Raw genomic sequence first — 16,752 nt, 5'->3', positions numbered from 1 at the left:
GCGAGAATCTTCGCAAATGCACAAAAAGGCTGCTCATGACTTGAGTATGCATCACTATATTATTAGAATACGTAATTATGGTGGGTGAAGTTAAGCAATCACCTGACAAAATAGGATCAACTATCACTAGATGCGGATCTAAAATTATGAATTAGTAAGTTGCTCGTAAACGGCTCAAAAGATATTCTCCTGCCAGAATTGGTGGATAAATGGGAGGATGTTCTTTTTGGCAACTCTCAAGACAAGCAATTTCTGTATTATTGTTGGGATGGCAGAAAAATGCCACAGAATACCGAGACTGTTTTACTCTCTCATCAGTGGGAATCATCACCCGATGTCTGGTTGAGCAAAATACATGATTAGTCCATCGTTGCATCAAATCGCCAGTATTAACTATGACAGTATCAGGAATTGCTGGCGCAGCAATCCACTGCCCAGCTGTTGTTTGTATTTCTAAACCTCCAATTTCGTCTTGAAACAGTAGGGTAATGCTGCCATAGTCTGAGTGTTCGCCAGCACGCACTTGTCTGGGTTGGAGCGGTTTTTGCACTGGCGGATAATGCAGTAGTCGCAGAGTGTGATTTTGTTCGGTATGTCTAGTTGTAAAAAAATCTTCTGGCAATTGTAAAGCCAAAGCAAATGCTTGTAATATTTTATTAGATAATTCTGTGCAAGCTCGATAAAAATCGAGAATAGAAGAGTCTTTTGCTGGAGAACTTAGACATGACACATAAAAATTCTCCGCGTCATCATGTCCCCGTGTCCCCGCGTCTTTTTGTCCCACATTAAATGCCTCTTTCAAATCACCAGGATTGTTAGCATCAAGTCGTTCTCTCTCAATTCCAACATAACCTTGATTACTAAATTCATCGCTCCAAGCTAATCGCTGTTTTAGTTCTAAGGGTAAGTTGAAAAAGACTTTGCTTTTTGAAAATATCTGCTTGATTAGGTCTGTAGGTATACCATGATTTTGCAAATACATAAAGCCAATTTCATGGCAAGCTTGATTTATTTGCTTGACAACAGTTTGTCTATCTATATAGTTATTATTACAAAAGAGAGAAAAATTAATAATTGGAATATTAACCATTTTAAAATCTTCACTATAGTTTTGATTGTATCTAAAGCCGAAATTGTAATTGATGATTTACGCTTACTTAAACAGTGGTACAATTATTATTTCTTCATAAGTATTGATAAACCTAATGCAATTATACCTTTTTTATAATTTAATAGGATAATTAGTAATTAGCAATTCTTTACCTTTCTCTGCTTGATTTTGTTTATAATTGTTCATGCCATATTGTAATTCCCATTCATAAATGTGGGCAAAGGAAAAGTTATGTCGTATCTCTTCGCAGTTGTCATAAGTAATCAACCATTTGTGTGAACATTCTGACATTAGCTTGGCAAAACGGGCATGATCGAAACAAGTATGTAAATCACCCTTTTTACCATAAAGTTTAGATTTACTCTTACTAAGATAAGGTGGATCGAGAAAAATAAATACGTCGTCCCCTGGTTCTTTTAGTAGGGCGCTGTAGTCGAAGTTAGTAATCCGAGTATTAATAAAACAACCATTCAAGGCTGCTAGTCGTTCAATAGAAGAGTTTGTAAATCGGGCTTTGAAAGAAGCACTAGAGTAACCACCACTCTCAATAGTGCCTGAAAAAGTAATTCGGTTGAGAACAAAAAAACGTACAGCCCGCTCTAAAGAACTCATTGCACTAGTATCTGCAACTGCAAGAGCTTTAAATAAAGCACGTCCATCTGTTGTCTGTTGCTTGATTTTCCAAACTTCCTCAACTAGCTCAGGCAAATTAATTTTTACCTGAGTCCAAAAATAATAAAGTTCTTGGTTGAGATCGTTAATCCAGCAAGGTAAGTTGGGGTATTTTTGTAAGATATGAAAAAATACAGAACCTCCACCCACAAAAGGTTCACGAAATTTCTTAAATGTAGGAGGTATATATTGGGCAATTTGAGGAATCGCCTTTTGTTTTCCACCAGGATAGCGTAATGGACTTTTAAACATAAGGAATTATGTTAGCAGCAATCAAACACATATCCCCGACATCTTAGAGAAGTTGAGGATATTACAAAGCCAATTGTAAACTAGGAGACAAAAATATTGAATATTCTCAAACTAGAACCAGATTTACATATATTTCACGTACGAAAATTATTTTTTGAATATCTCAGTTGGACTAATTTGATAGCAAGCAGTGAATTGAATTTTAGTTTTGATGTTAATTCATATTTAGAACAAGATATGGCAAAACTGTATCAATTTGCGCCACCAGAAGGAAGACTACTTTTAGCAGAATACGATGGAAAAATAGCAGGATGTGCTGGCTTGCGAAAAGTTAATGCTGAAACAGCAGAGCTAAAAAGGGTTTACGTTAAACCAGAATTTCGTAGAAAAGGAATTGCTCGGAGTTTAGTGAAAGCTATTATTCAAGAAGCTTGTCAAATAGGTTATACAAAAATTCGTTTGGATGTTCCACCTTTTGTCAAAGAAGCACAATCACTTTATCGTTCTCTAGGTTTTCAGGATATTTTTCCATTTGCGGAGAGTGAAATTCCAGAAATTTTTCACTTTTTATGTGCTTTTATGCAGTTAACGATTAAGCCCTATTAAAATCAAAATTTATATTTTTGACCAGAGCAATTCTAATATACTCATAAAATTTTCTCTTCTTAATATACTTCACGCTCTTAGCATCTCGCTGGTTTCTTAAAAAATAATGTTTACAAATAAGATAGAACTTCATATATACAACAAAAAAATATAGAAAATTGTACAAATATAACTTGAATATTTGGAATAAAAGGAAATAATTAAAGATAGTAGTAATCTGCTTTAAATCCTCATGCACTTGTGTAGAAGTTAATTTTACAAGCATTACATGGAGACAAAAAGTGCAAATCACCAAACGCAATATCGAATTGAGAGTAGATGACAGTTTAATGCGTGTTTATGTAGCCGCCCCAAAAGCAGCAGGGCTTTATCCAGGTATTTTGTTCTACAGCGATATTTATCAGTTAGGTGATCCAATGATTCGTCTTGCTAACTACTTAGCTGGATTTGGCTATGTAGTGGCAGCCCCAGAAATTTTTCATCGCATAGAACCAATTGGCATGGTTATTGAACCAGACGATCTCGGTAGAATGCGGGGCAATGATGATGCTCGTCGCACTCTAGTGGCTAATTATGATAGCGATCGCATTGCTGTAATTGAGTTTCTCAAAGCAGACAGTTCGGTTGCTCCAGGTAAAATCGGCACTCTCGGCTTTTGTATTGGTGGGCATCTAGCTTTTCGGGCAGCTTTTCAAAGTGAAATTAAGGCGGCAGTCTGCTGCTATCCGACTGGCATTCCCAGTGGCAAATTAGGTAAAGGGGTAGCCGATACAATCCAACGGGTAAGTGAAATTAAAGGCGAAATGCTCATTGTCTTTGGTACTCTCGATCCTCACATACCGACAAATGACCGTCAAATTATCATCCAAGCTCTTGAGAAGGCTGGTGTACCACACAAAATTTGCTCTTATGAAGCAGAGCATACATTTATGCGTGATGACGGTTATCGCTACGATTCTGCTGCTGCTACCTCTGCTTGGTCTGAAAGTATAGCTTTCTTTGCACGTATTTTTGCAGACTGAACCATTGCGATCGCTACTCTTATATTTTCATTACAAAAATCTTATTTATAACTTCTAAATTGGACATACATTCACTTAGTGCGCCCCACTTTCAATAGTGGGTTTTTTTTGAATTAGCGAACCGCCCAGAGGCAGTAGCCCTGAAACCCTCGTTACAATTGGTTACCAGGTTCAACTTAGTAACGAGAACTAGAGCAAGAGTGCTCCTCTGCTCTTTGCTGCCTTATTTTAAGTTAAGCCCAGCTAGGCACCTATCAGCAACAAAAAACCTCAGCTTGATGGCTGAGGCTGATGGGAGAATTGGAATAACGATTTTGATACAAGTGATAAAACAGTCAAAATTTTTAGCTAACTACAAAGGCAACCACAATCAGAGCAGTGACTAAGAAAGCCGCAACTCCAGCCTGAATAGTGTAGCGGCGCTGCTGTTCAACTGAGGGATAAGCAGCATAGTAAACCTTGGGTTCATTAGCGTAGTTATTTAAAATGCCTCTTTCATCTGTAGTGGTATACATAGTCTTTTCCTTCGCCTTATTAACTTATGTAAATAAATTTAACAATATTGTTACAATAAGTCAACCACTATTGACAAATAAGAGTAGATAGTATTGATAAAATTTGCTTATGAAAAATGCACCGCGAGGTGATTGGCGGTGCATACAATTAACTTCAACTTCAACTGATTTACTTAGATGCGAGAACCTCTGTTACTTCTGCATGTGCTAGTACAACGCCTGGATCGCGCTGAAGAGCAACGTAGTATTTTCTTGCAAACCCATTGCCTAACTCTGATGGTGTGAGTAGCGTGCGGGTATTGGCAATTAAATTTTCGACATCTTGTTGCGATATGGGTGTATCGGCTTCGAGCATTTCATCAATGTGTACAATCAACTGAGAAATGCGATGTAGCCAAGCAAATTGTTCATGATCGATGACAAGTTGAAGGAGTTCTTCACTCGATACTCGTCCACGCACCTTTTCATAAGTAATACGTTCTACATCAAGCAACATCTTGTGAAGGTGCAGCAATTTGTTTCTCAAATCACGCAGATATTGATGTTGACGGATTCTTTGTAGAAGAATATTAGAAGTCAATGGAACCCATCCTCCCATTACGATAGTCTTCAATAGCTTGAATAATTTCTGCTTCGGTATTCATCACAAACGGCCCATAGCGAACAACTGGTTCGTTGAGCGGTACGCCAGCAATTAGCAACACATCCAATGGTGATTTTGCATCCAATGGATTGGCGATCGCTACTTCGTCACCATCTTGGGTAAACAGCACCATTTGCCCTTGAGTTGCACGCTCTTTTTCTGTACCAAACAAACCTTCTCCATCAAGCACGTATGCAAAAGCGTTGTATTCTTTTGGCACAGGCTGAGATACAGTCGCACCAGGTTGGAGCGTGAAATGTAAATAAATAATTGGAGTTTGCGTTTCAATTACAGCTTTAGCTCCTAGTGCTTCCCCTGCGATCGCTTTCACTCTCACTCCTGCATCATTTGTTTGAGCAGTTGGTATTCGTTGGGCTGGAACTTCCTGATAACGAGGCTTCATCATCTTGTCACGACTAGGTAAGTTTACCCAGAGTTGAAGTGCATGAAGCCGCCCGCCTGTGCGAGCAAATTCTCGTTCTGGCATTTCCGAGTGAATTACACCTGCTCCCGCCGTCATCCACTGCACGTCACCAGGGCCAAATTTTCCCGTATGTCCTTGTGAATCTTTGTGCTCAATGTATCCCTCAAGGATGTAAGATACTGTTTCAAAACCCCTGTGGGGATGATCTGGTGCTCCCTTCGCTTGACCTGGTTCAATATCAACAGGGCCTAATTCATCAAGGAGGAGAAACGGATCAAACTCCGAAAAGCTGCTTTTGGGGAATGGACGACGAACAACCATACCCTCTCCTTCCAGCGTTTCAACACTGCTGATAATTCCTGCAATAGTCCGAATCATTCGTGTGTGAGTCTTCATTATTTTCCTCCTTAGCGCCCTAGTTGCCAGCTTGATTGTTCAGCAAGCGAAAAACAACGGATAGTCTTTACCAGTACTTGTGGGACATGGAAGTATTTATAGTTCAGGTTATCAAATCCGAGTGGCAAGCAACTGGTAGTTTATTTAACTCAAAACCAAGTCCTTACGTTTTGTGTTGAAGCACACTATTGTCTATATTACTCTAGTAAATTCTTCTTATATATGATTATTCATATATTAGCATAGTAATATATAGGCAGCGATCCAGCTTCCACTACTTTAGTTTCGGATAACCGTCTATGTCGCTAACACATACTATTCTTGGTCTCCTTCAACAAGAAGAGAGGACGGGCTATGATTTGAAAACAAACTGTTTTGATCGATGCATTGCTCATTTGTGGACTGCGGATCAGGCACAGATTTATAGAACGCTCGATAAACTAGTAGAGCAAGGTTGGGTTACTTGCACTATTGAGATTCAGCACGATCGCCCTAACCGCAAAGTTTATAGTCTAACTGAAGCAGGCAAAGCCGAATTAGTTCGCTGGCTTCAATATCCTCAGCCCTTATCAACACCACGAGAACCGTTACTAGTTCAGTTATTTTTTGCAGCCCAATTACCGAATGAAGCCATCATTCAACTTTTAGAGCAGCACCTAGTTGCACGCGTCGAAAAGCTGAGTGAGTGTGAAAAGATTGAGTTACCAGCACTCGATGACTCCTCAGCAAGTCGTGAGCAGATTATGCAGCGACTCGTACTAGAGTTGGTGCTACGAAGAGAACAAACTTACATTGATTGGTTGAAGACAGCTATTGATGTGATTCGCCATCAGTAAAAGGAACTGGGGATTGGGAATTAGGGACTGGGAAGAAGACGCAAAGAGAAATGAGGAAAGGAAGACTAGGAGACAACAAGACTTGGGAAGAGAACCTGATTCACAATTCCCCGTGTCCCCGTGTCCCAATTTCCTTCTGTCCCCTGCCTTCTACTGTGGTGTTTGTACTGGTTTAATCACAACTCGACCATTTTCAACAACAGTACAGTTTTGAGAAGACGCGCTTCGCCCGTGGTTGACTGTTGTATTAGCACACTGTTGTTGATGGTGGAAATTTTGCTCCTGTTGTTGGTTGAGAATTACGGCGCAACAGGCAGCAGTAGGGAATGACATATTCAATATTTTTAGCTCTATATTAATTTTACACTTTTGAGAGTGGAGCAATTATACATAGCGATCGCTTAATTTTTTTTCGTTATCTAGTGTCCATTACTGATTCATGCCTAAAACCGAATGTATGGTATTCAATAATTTATCTGTCGTGAAGGGCTTTGACAAGAATGCTTTGACGTTAGTACTAATTGTCTGAGCTAAGTGTCGATTTGATGAGAGTCCACTTATAGCAATAATTTTGACTTGTGAGTTCATGGCTTGCAACGTGCGGATAATCGTTGAACCATCCATACACGGCATCGTCATATCAACTAATACCACACTAATTTTATCTTGATGTTCGGCATACAGTGCGATCGCTCTATTGCCATCACAAGTTGTCAGGACTTTGTAATTGTATAATTCCAGCGCTGTTTGAGTTACTTCAAGTATTGCCGTTTCGTCATCAACAACTAAAATCCATTCTCCTTGCCCACTAGGCAGTTTGACGTCTTGTGTGGGTTGCGTTTGGGTTTCCTCTACTGCTTTTAGGTATACCTTAAATTGTGTTCCCTGCCCTACCGAACTCTCAACGTCCACAAAACCGCCATGACTTTTAATGATACCCATCACCGTAGACAAACCAAGTCCTGTACCTTGCCCAACTTCTTTAGTCGTAAAAAAAGGCTCAAAAATTCTCTCTAGGACTTCTGGTGGCATACCAGTTCCTGTGTCTGAAACACAAAGCATGACGTAGGAACCTACACAAGCCTCAATATGCCTCCGGGCAAATTCCTCATCCAGCAACAAATTTTCGGCACAAATGCTAAGTACGCCGCCGTTGGGCATTGCATCACGCGCATTAACTACTAGGTTCATCAACACTTGATATAGTTGAGTCGCATTGCCAGAAACTGGGCAGATATCCTCGGCAATACTTGTATAAACTGTAATGTTTTTGGGGAATGTCTGCTTAACCAACTGCTCAATTTCTAAAATCAGAGACTTAACTTCTAAGATTGTATGCTCGCCTTCTAAACCCCTAGCAAAAGAGAGTACTTGCCGAACTAAAGCCGCTCCTCGTTTGGCATTGTTTTCCACTCTCTGAAGTAAGCGCTGGCTCTGCTCATCAGAAAGTTTCATGATCAGTAATTGTACTGCCATCAGAATCGGGGCAAGAACGTTATTCAGGTCGTGAGCCATGCCACTGGCAAGCGTTCCTAAGCTCTCTAAGCGTTGGGCTTGCAGAAACCGTGTTTCCAGTTGTTTTTTCTCAGTTATGTCGGTATTAACAACTAGAATTGATTGAGAATGCCCTTCAAAATTGGATATTAACGTCCAGCGACTGGATACAATAATTTTTTGACCATTGTGGCAAACTTGATGTAACTCTCCTTGCCACGAGCCTTTCTCGACTATGGACTGGTGTATATTTCTGAGTGGTGGTGGAGTCGCCCCATATAGGAGTTCGTTGACATTCAAACCTAGCACTGACTCTGCTGGCAAGCCGTACAGGCACTCGGCTCCTTTATTCCAAAACAAAATGCGATCGCTTAAATCTTGAACCAAAATAGCATCTGTGGTGACATCGAGTAGAGCGGCTTGTTGTTGAATCTGCTGTTCGGCTCGCTTGCGATCGGTCATATCGCGCATAATTTTTGCAAAGCCGCGTAGAGAACCAGTCTCATCTCTTAAAGCGGTGAGAATACCACAAGCCCAGAAACGTGTACCATCTTTACGTAGATGCCAGCGTTCATCAACTGCCTTACCTTCTTCTACAGCCTTTTGTAGTTCCTGGTTGTCTTCACCTTGCTCTCTATCTTCAGGAGTAAAAATACACGAAGCGCATCCACCAATAATTTCCGCTTCCTGATAACCTAAAATATTTTCGGCTCCAATATTCCAACTATCTATGTAGCCGTTGGAGTCTAGTGTAAAAATGGCATAGTCCTGAACGTTCTCAACTAATAAGCGAAAGCGATCATTACTTTCTCGCAGTGCTTTTTCAGTCTGCTGATTTTGGATTTGTAAAGCTTTAAGAACACCAACCTCTTGGCGTAATGCTACTAACTCAGCAATCAGTTGGTCTTTTGTCTTCTCTTGGTCTTTCATCTTAAAATGCAACCTAAGCATAGGTAGCATTTCACCTAAGCTAGGAAATAAACAACTTAACTAAATTTATTTATCTAAATTAGAAAATATGGTCGCAAACAAAAAATATCCGCTCTACTACCTATGAGAGTATTTTGAAACTAGCCTTTCGGGAGGGAAAACTAGAGTCGGGAGGAATAGTATTAAGAGGGCAGCACTTCGACTACGCTCACCAACCGGGTAGAGGGCAGAAGAAAACAAGTTGGACTAGGGACACTAATATTTCGATATCTTCCCATTTTTAAGCTATGGAAACAGGCTGAGAATCCGAAAAAAAAGCTAGCACAATGTCACTCTCAGGGATACCTTTTTTAACTAAGTCCTGAGTAATTCCATATTCCATGCCATCGTCTCAATTATTACTTTCCCGTTCTCTATAACCATATAAATCAGGTTGCCATGCACATGCCGCTTTCTATCCCAACCAACTTGCACCAGAGCAGAGCGATCGCGCATTTCGTCAAAGATGACATCTAAGCGTATGTTGCCGTGGGATGGTCGCAGTTTGGCATAATCACTAATTACCTGCTTGACAATTTCTCGATAGAACGTGATGGTATCCATGTGTTGATTTCCTTTCGCTCTAAATTACAATCATCAGCTTTAGAGGTATTTGAGCGATCGCTAGTTTTCTAATTGGTAATCAATACGTTGTTGAGCTATATAATCGAGCTTGTCAGCTAATGGATAAAGTTTTGTATCAAATAATAAACTTATCTCTTCACTACTACTTTTTATAAAATCCCGTGAAACCTTTTTTGCTGAACGCTCAAATTCTTTAACAAGTCCCTAAACAGTCATCCCATCATTTTTAAGTATCCTTGTATTGTTCAAATTACAAGCGGATATTATTACAAAAATAACACCCCTTTTTGAGAGGTGTCGAGAAAAATATATTGCTGAAAAATTTAGTGTAATTGCGGTTGCTCTACACATTAAATCGGAATAACATCACATCGCCTTCCTTAACAATGTAATCTTTACCTTCACTGCGAACTAATCCTTTTTCCTTCGCAGCATTCATCGAACCAGCCGTAACTAAGTCATCGTAAGCTACAGTCTCTGCTCGAATAAATCCGCGTTCAAAATCACTGTGAATCACTCCCGCAGCCTGTGGTGCTAACATCCCGGCTGTAATTGTCCAAGCACGAGTTTCTTTCTCTCCAGAGGTGAAATAAGTACGCAATCCTAATAATGTGTAAGTAGCACGAATTAAAGATTTTAAACCGCCTTCTTCTACACCCAAAGAAGCAAGAAACTCACCTCTTTCTTCCTCTGGTATTTCAATTAATTCTGATTCTACTTGGGCAGAAACAACAACTACTTGAGCATTTTCTGATCCTGCAATTTGCCGCACTTGTTCTACATATTCATTACCAGTTGCCAAGTCATCTTCAGAAACATTAGCAGCATAAATTATGGGCTTAGAAGTCAACAATCCTAGTGGTTGAATCACCGCAGCTTCTTCTTCTGGTAGACTAACTTGCCGCACCGATCGCCCTTCGTTTAATGCCGCAGCTAATTTTTCCAGTACCGTCAATTCAAATTGTGCTTCTTTGCTAGCACGAGCTTGCTTGCGGGTGCGTTCTATTCGCCGCTCTACTTGTGCTAAATCTGCTAACACAAGCTCCAAATTAATGATTTCAATATCACGCGCTGGCTCGACCGAACCAGCGACGTGAATAATGTCATCATTTTCAAAACAACGCACTACATGCACGATCGCATCAACTTCCCGGATATGAGACAAAAATTGGTTACCCAGTCCCTCTCCTTTGCTTGCGCCTTTAACCAACCCGGCAATATCCACGAACTCAACACGCGCCGGGACAATTTGTGCCGAATTGGAAATCTTGCCTAAAATATTTAACCGCTCGTCTGGCACTGCAACAACGCCAACATTCGGTTCAATCGTACAAAAAGGAAAGTTAGCAGCCTCTGCTTTAGCATTAGCAACCAAGGCGTTGAATAACGTAGATTTTCCAACGTTGGGAAGTCCGACAATCCCGGCTCTTAGCATTTTTAATTTTGGATTTTGAGTGCAAACTAGACGAAATTCATTTTAGCTTTTGGGGGTTCAGCAGTGGATAAGCGCCGGGAGGATATCACACAGGATTGGGAATTGTTTGGGGAATTGGTGCTGGAACTGTTTGAGGAATAGTACCGGGAACTGGTTCAGGAACAGGCCCTGGTATGGGTTCAGGAACAGGACTGGGTATCGGTTGTGGGGGATTAGTTGGCCCTGGTGTCGGTTCAGGACGTGGTAGAGTTGGTTCAGGATCGGGAATTTGTGGCTCGTTTGGTAAAGGATCTGGTGTGGGATAAATCATGATCAGCGTAGTAAAATTATTCGACTTTACCAACCTAAATGACAGGCAACTATGTTGCCATCTCCCAAAATGGCTACATCCAAATGCTCGATCAAAATCAAACACCTTTATTAGATACTTTAAAAGCTTGTGCCGAACGTCCTCACGCACCCTTTTACACTCCTGGACACAAGCGGGGACAAGGCATTTCCCAAAAAATAGCTGATGTTTTCGGTAAATCTATCTTTCGTCTCGATTTACCGGAATTAACAGAGTTAGATAATCTGTTTGCTGCTAGTGGTGTGATCCAACAAGCACAACAACTGGCAGCGCAAGCCTTTGGTGCAGAACAGACATGGTTTTTAGTCAATGGTTCTACCTGTGGAGTAGAGGCGGCAATTCTGGCGACTTGTGGTGCTGGCGATAAAATTATCTTGCCGCGCAATGTTCATTCTTCAGCGATCGCCGGATTAATTCTCTCTGGCGCGATGCCAATTTTTATTAATCCAGAATATGACTTGGTTTTAGATATTGCCCACAGCATCACTCCCGATGCTGTAGCAGCCGCCCTAGAACAACATCCCGATGCCAAAGCTGTGATGATGGTTTATCCCACCTATTACGGCGTTTGTGGAGATATCAGCGCGATCGCGAATATTACTCACCAATACAATATTCCGTTACTGGTAGACGAAGCCCACGGCGCACATTTCGCCTTTCATTGCGAACTACCCACTCCAGCCTTAGCCGCAGGTGCTGACTTAGCCGTACAATCGATTCACAAAACCCTGGGTGCTTTTACCCAAACCTCAATGCTACATCTTCAAGGAACGAGGATAGAGGGCGATCGCATTAGTAAAGCATTGCAATTAGTACAGTCTACCAGTCCTAGTTATTTACTCCTGGCTTCCCTCGATGCGGCACGTCAGCAAATGGCACTGTACGGTCAACAATTCATGTCTCACACATTGCAACTAGCAGATGAAGCAAGAAGCCGGATTGAGCAAATACCAGGATTATCAGTTTTTAACCTCACCCCGCCTGCGGCACCCCTCTCCTTTCAAGGAGAGGGGCTGGGGATAAGGTCAAATTTTCTTGCTTTAGACAAAACGCGATTAACAGTCACTGTTTCTGGCTTAGGTTTAACTGGCTTTGCTGCCGAAGAAATTCTCGATCAACACTTCGCTGTCACGGCAGAATTTGCTTCCCAAAAACATCTCACTTTTATTATTAGCCTTGGCAATACACAACAAGATATTGAGCAGTTGCTTGAGGCATTTACTAGTCTTGCCCAAATGAGTTTGCCTCCTAACTCCCTCGGCTTGAACACAGCTTTGACAGACTTCAATTTGCCCTACATTTTATGGGATGATTTTATTAATATGGGGAATACTGTGCATATTTCACCACGAGAAGCTTTCTTCGCCAAAACAGAAACATTACCTATCCAAGAAACTACGGGGCGCATTTGTGCAGAAATAGTCTGTCCTTATCCGCCAGGAATTCCTGTATTAATGCCTGGAGAAGCTATTAGCCAACTTGCTTTAGAATATCTGCAAACAATTCAAACTATGGGTGGATTTATTAGTGGTTGTGCAGATAAAAGTTTTAGAGCTTTGAAAGTCATCAAAATGTAAAGTACAGAATTTCATATAACTTAACCTAAATTGACTGTAAAATAAGAATTTGTGTCTTAATTAGACATAAGTTACTGCCAGGAATACAAAGCAGTATGTTAAAGGTCCAGTTCTATCAGTTGCAGCGTTACAGTTTTTCTATTTTGTCAGTCTTATCAGCGCTGCTACTGGGCTTGTTGCTAGAACAACTGCTGCGGCTAGAAGTTTCGCTACTTTTTTGTGCTGCCATTGCCTTTAGCAGCTGGTATGGCGGCTTTGCTACCAGTTTGGTAGCTACGGTATTAGCTGTTTTCGTCAACAACTACTTTTTTTTACCACCTTTCTACTCTCTGTTACTGTACAGTGGAGATGAACTCTTACAGCTAGTTATATTCAGCTTGGTAGCATTATTAATTAGCTGGTTAATTTCACAACTTCGTAACGCCAAGCAAAAATCAGAAGCAGAGCTAGCAAAATTACAAGTAAGCTATCGTCGCCTGTTTGAGACAGCTAATGAAGGCATCTGGATATTTGACAGTGAGGGAAAGACAGAATATGTGAACCAACGGCTAGCCCAAATGCTTGGCTACAGTGTTGAACAAATGCTTGGCTGTTCAATTTTCGAGTTTATGGATCATCAAGCTCGAATTGAAGTTGAGCAATGGCTAGAGCAACAAAGGCAAAGTGTTCAAGAGGCTAAACAGCAGTTTGACTTGCGTTTGCGCCACCAAGATAAGTCTGAACTTTGGACAATTCTCTCTACTAGCGCTGTGCTAGATACCCAAGGTGAATTTTCAGGCGCGATCGCAATGTTAACTGATATCACTAAACATAAGCAAGTAGAAGTTGCTTTGCGAGAAAGTGGAGAGCGGTATCGCTCTTTAGTAGTTGCAACTTCCCAAATGGTATGGACAACTCAGCCTGATGGACAGGTAGTTGATATGCCAGATTGGAGAGCTTATACAGGGCAAACTCAAGCACAAGTCAAAGGTTGGGGTTGGTTAGAAGCATTGCACCCAGATGATCGGGAACGAACCGCCCGGATTTGGACTCACGCAGTTCAGACAAAAAGTATTTATGAAAATGAATACCGAATTCGTGGTGCAGACGGTATTTATCGTTATTTTTCTGCTAGGGGTGTGCCTGTTGCGACAGAAGACGGCAAAATTCGTGAGTGGGTTGGAGTTTGTAGTGATATTACTTACCGCAAGCAAGCAGAAAAGGCATTGCGACAGAGTGAAGCGATCGCCAAAGCACGGGCTGAAGAACTTGAAACTTTTATGGAAACAGTTCCAGCTGCTGTTTGGATTGCAAGTGATCCTCAATGTCATCACATGACAGCAAACCGCACCGCCTACAAACTGATGCGTTTACCTCCAGACTCAGTCATAACAGCTACTCCTGCTGATGCACAGTATCCCTTTCAGTTTAAGATCCAAAAAAATGGTCAAGATATTCCACTTACTGAGTTACCGATGCAACAGGCGGCTCGCACCGGAAAAGAGATTGAAGGAGAATTTGAATTTGTTTTCAGTCAAGATGATGTGCGATCAATTTACGGCAAAGCTGTGCCATTACGGGATGATTCTGGTGCCGTCAGAGGTGCGATCGGAGCATTCATTGATGTAACCGAACGCAAACAGACAGAAGCAGCATTGCGTCAAAAGCAAGAATGGCTCGATTTAGCTCAAGCGGCGGCAAAAGTGGGCAGTTTTGAGTGGAATATTCAAACCAATGTTAATACTTGGTCGAAAGAGCTAGAAGCGATTTACGGTTTAGAGCCTGGTGAATTTGGTGGTACTTACGAAGAGTGGGCGAAATGGGTACACCCCGATGATTTAGCCAACGCAGAAGCAGATATGCGAAGTGCGCTGCAAACAGGCGAGTTTTTCACCGACTGGCGCGTCATTTGGAAAGATGGCAGCATTCATTGGCTGCATGGTAGAGCGAGAGTGTTTTATGATGACGACGGCAAGCCCTTAAAGATGCTTGGCATTAATGTTGATATCACCGATCGCAAGCGGGCAGAAATAGCCTTAAAAGCTAGCGAAGCTCGATTTCGGCGGATTGTTGACTCTAATATTATTGGTGTGTTTTTCTGTGACATGAGCGGCAACATCACACAAGCCAATGATGCCTTTCTCCAGATGGTTGGTTACGCCCAAGAGGATTTATTGGCAGGCAAGCTAGATTGGCAAGAAATGACTCCACCAGAACACATAGAGCAGACTGAACAAGCGGTTGAAGAACTGAAGTTATACGGGGTTTGCACAGCGTTTGAAAAAGAATTTTTCCGCAAAGATGGCAGCCGTGTATTTGTGGCTATTGCTGCTGCATTATTTGAGGACACTTCAGAACAGGGTTTTGCCTGTGTGCTCGATATCACCGCTCGCAAACAAGCAGAAGCTGAACGCGATCGCTTGCTGCAATTGGAACAGGCAGCTCGTGCTGAAGCCGAAGCAGCCAACCGTATTAAAGATGATTTTCTCGCAATTGTTTCCCACGAACTACGCTCTCCACTCAATCCTATTCTAGGTTGGTCGAAACTCCTGCTTACTCGGAAGTTGGATGCAGCAAAAACCACTCAAGCGCTAGAAACTATTGAGCGTAATGCTAAATTACAAACACGGTTGATTGATGATTTACTTGATGTCTCGCGGATCCTACGCGGTAAGCTGAGTTTAAATGTCTGTGCGGTTGATTTAGTTTCCACAATTGAGGCAGCATTGGAAACGGTGCGTCTGGCTGCTGAAGCCAAATCAATTCAAATTTATACACACTTTGATTCTGGAGTAGGCAAAGTCGAGGGCGATCCGAACCGCTTGCAGCAAGTCGTTTGGAATTTACTTTCAAATGCAATTAAGTTTACTTCCAATGGTGGGCAAGTAGAGGTAAGGTTGGGGACTGGGAACTGGGGACTAGGGACTGAGAAAAAGACAAGGGAAGAAGATGTAAATTACGATTCTGCACCTATTATCCAGTACCCAATCACCAATCCCCCTTCGGGTTCGCCAGTCGCTACAACGGAGGGAACCTCCGCAACGCGCTGGACTCACCAATCCCCGATCACTAACTATGCCCAAATCACCGTTACTGATACCGGCAAAGGCATTAGTCCTGACTTTCTGCCTTACGTATTTGAACGTTTTCGACAAGCAGATGAGGCAACAACAAGAAAGTTTGGTGGACTAGGATTAGGACTAGCAATTGTCCGCCATATTGTCGAACTCCACGGTGGCTCTATTCAAGTAGCGAGTTTAGGAGAAGGACTAGGAGCAACCTTTACAGTAACACTACCCCTAATTAACGATGTCTCTCAAACCAGTGAAGATAACTCTTTGCCCGAAACTTCTGCCAATCTTCAAGGATTGCGGGTAGTAGTTGTGGATGATGATGTTGATACTCTGAATTTACTAGTCTTAATCCTTGAGCAGTATGGTGTTGAAGTTCATGGAGTTGCTTCGGCGAGGGAAGCACTATTAGCGATCGCCCAAATCCAGCCAGACTTACTGTTAAGTGATATTGCTATGCCTGAAACCGATGGCTATATGCTGATTCGACAAGTTAGAGCTTTGGAAGCAGCCTCACTAAGAAAATTACCAGCGATCGCCCTTACAGCCTTTGCAGGAGAAGTTAACTATCAAAAAGTCATCTCGGCAGGTTTTCAAAGACATCTTACAAAACCTGTCGATCCATCTGAACTAGCGATGGCAATTGCTGCTCTCACCAGACGTAACAGTTAATCACGATACACATAAATTTTAGAACTTACGCAAAATCCCTCTTAAATCCTCTTGACTCCGTTTCCTCTGCGCCTGGAGCGGTTTATTATTCATAACTCGTGTGTAATTCCTGATTTTGTAGAGACACCCTTCTGATCTCTGCCT

14 protein-coding genes and 1 pseudogene are annotated in these 16,752 nt (G+C 41.7%); 5 read left to right on the top strand and 10 right to left on the bottom strand.

The features are described 5' to 3' along the window. Positions 1 to 151 precede the first annotated feature (151 nt). Positions 152 to 1,090: an isopenicillin N synthase family dioxygenase gene (locus QUB80_RS22225; RefSeq protein ID WP_289791686.1), complete on the bottom strand. Its 939-nt coding sequence runs from the start codon at positions 1,088 to 1,090 to the stop codon at positions 152 to 154. Between the two features lie 132 nt (positions 1,091 to 1,222). Further along, positions 1,223 to 2,035, bottom strand: a complete 813-nt coding sequence (locus QUB80_RS22220; protein ID WP_289791685.1) for a DNA adenine methylase — start codon at positions 2,033 to 2,035, stop codon at positions 1,223 to 1,225. Positions 2,036 to 2,131: 96 nt separating this feature from the next. Here QUB80_RS22220 and QUB80_RS22215 point away from each other — a divergent pair, with 96 nt between their 5' ends. Beyond that, positions 2,132 to 2,641: a GNAT family N-acetyltransferase gene (locus QUB80_RS22215; protein ID WP_289791684.1), complete on the top strand. Its 510-nt coding sequence runs from the start codon at positions 2,132 to 2,134 to the stop codon at positions 2,639 to 2,641. A 281-nt stretch (positions 2,642 to 2,922) separates the two neighbouring features. Further along, positions 2,923 to 3,663 carry a dienelactone hydrolase family protein gene (locus QUB80_RS22210; protein ID WP_289791683.1) on the top strand — a complete coding sequence of 247 codons (741 nt, stop codon included), beginning with the start codon at positions 2,923 to 2,925 and terminating at the stop codon, positions 3,661 to 3,663. Positions 3,664 to 4,007: 344 nt separating this feature from the next. On the opposite strand, the gene psb34 is transcribed toward QUB80_RS22210, so the two are convergent. The 3 genes from psb34 to QUB80_RS22195 all read right to left on the bottom strand — a co-directional run bounded on the left by psb34 (position 4,008) and on the right by QUB80_RS22195 (position 5,641). Beyond that, a complete protein-coding gene (psb34, locus tag QUB80_RS22205; protein WP_289791682.1) occupies positions 4,008 to 4,178 on the bottom strand; it encodes a photosystem II assembly protein Psb34 in 171 nt (56 codons plus the stop codon). Positions 4,179 to 4,347: 169 nt separating this feature from the next. After that, positions 4,348 to 4,758, bottom strand: coding sequence for a hypothetical protein (locus tag QUB80_RS22200; RefSeq protein ID WP_336622336.1), 411 nt, complete (start codon positions 4,756 to 4,758; stop codon positions 4,348 to 4,350). Further along, on the bottom strand, positions 4,748 to 5,641 hold the full coding sequence (locus tag QUB80_RS22195) for a pirin family protein (protein ID WP_289791680.1): 894 nt from the start codon (positions 5,639 to 5,641) through the stop codon (positions 4,748 to 4,750). Before QUB80_RS22195 ends, QUB80_RS22200 begins: the two co-directional genes overlap by 11 nt. Positions 5,642 to 5,940: 299 nt before the next feature. Here QUB80_RS22195 and QUB80_RS22190 point away from each other — a divergent pair, with 299 nt between their 5' ends. Continuing rightward, positions 5,941 to 6,477, top strand: a complete 537-nt coding sequence (locus QUB80_RS22190) for a PadR family transcriptional regulator (RefSeq protein WP_289791679.1) — start codon at positions 5,941 to 5,943, stop codon at positions 6,475 to 6,477. 150 nt (positions 6,478 to 6,627) lie between these two features. On the opposite strand, the gene QUB80_RS22185 is transcribed toward QUB80_RS22190, so the two are convergent. The 5 genes and pseudogenes from QUB80_RS22185 to QUB80_RS22165 form a co-directional block, all read right to left on the bottom strand. After that, a complete protein-coding gene (locus tag QUB80_RS22185; RefSeq protein ID WP_289791678.1) occupies positions 6,628 to 6,810 on the bottom strand; it encodes a hypothetical protein in 183 nt (60 codons plus the stop codon). A gap of 96 nt (positions 6,811 to 6,906) precedes the next feature. Continuing rightward, positions 6,907 to 8,901, bottom strand: a complete 1,995-nt coding sequence (locus tag QUB80_RS22180; protein WP_289791677.1) for a PAS domain-containing hybrid sensor histidine kinase/response regulator — start codon at positions 8,899 to 8,901, stop codon at positions 6,907 to 6,909. 280 nt (positions 8,902 to 9,181) lie between these two features. Next, positions 9,182 to 9,504: pseudogene (locus QUB80_RS22175) on the bottom strand (XisI protein). 364 nt (positions 9,505 to 9,868) lie between these two features. Next, a complete protein-coding gene (gene ychF, locus QUB80_RS22170; protein ID WP_289791676.1) occupies positions 9,869 to 10,960 on the bottom strand; it encodes a redox-regulated ATPase YchF in 1,092 nt (363 codons plus the stop codon). A gap of 85 nt (positions 10,961 to 11,045) precedes the next feature. Further along, a complete protein-coding gene (locus tag QUB80_RS22165; RefSeq protein WP_289791675.1) occupies positions 11,046 to 11,270 on the bottom strand; it encodes a gamma-aminobutyric acid A receptor, epsilon-like protein in 225 nt (74 codons plus the stop codon). An 83-nt stretch (positions 11,271 to 11,353) separates the two neighbouring features. Between QUB80_RS22165 and QUB80_RS22160 the strand changes: the two genes are divergently transcribed. Continuing rightward, positions 11,354 to 12,886, top strand: coding sequence for an aminotransferase class I/II-fold pyridoxal phosphate-dependent enzyme (locus tag QUB80_RS22160; RefSeq protein WP_289791705.1), 1,533 nt, complete (start codon positions 11,354 to 11,356; stop codon positions 12,884 to 12,886). A 95-nt stretch (positions 12,887 to 12,981) separates the two neighbouring features. Next, positions 12,982 to 16,608 (top strand): PAS domain S-box protein, encoded by a 3,627-nt coding sequence (locus tag QUB80_RS22155; RefSeq protein WP_289791674.1) that lies wholly within the window; start codon positions 12,982 to 12,984, stop codon positions 16,606 to 16,608. The last annotated feature ends 144 nt before the right edge of the window (positions 16,609 to 16,752 follow it).

Source organism: Chlorogloeopsis sp. ULAP01, from assembly GCF_030381805.1.
Lineage (GTDB): Bacteria > Cyanobacteriota > Cyanobacteriia > Cyanobacteriales > Nostocaceae > Chlorogloeopsis.
The sequence above is the reverse complement of the archived record's forward strand: the minus strand, read 5'-3'. Positions and strand labels throughout refer to the sequence as shown.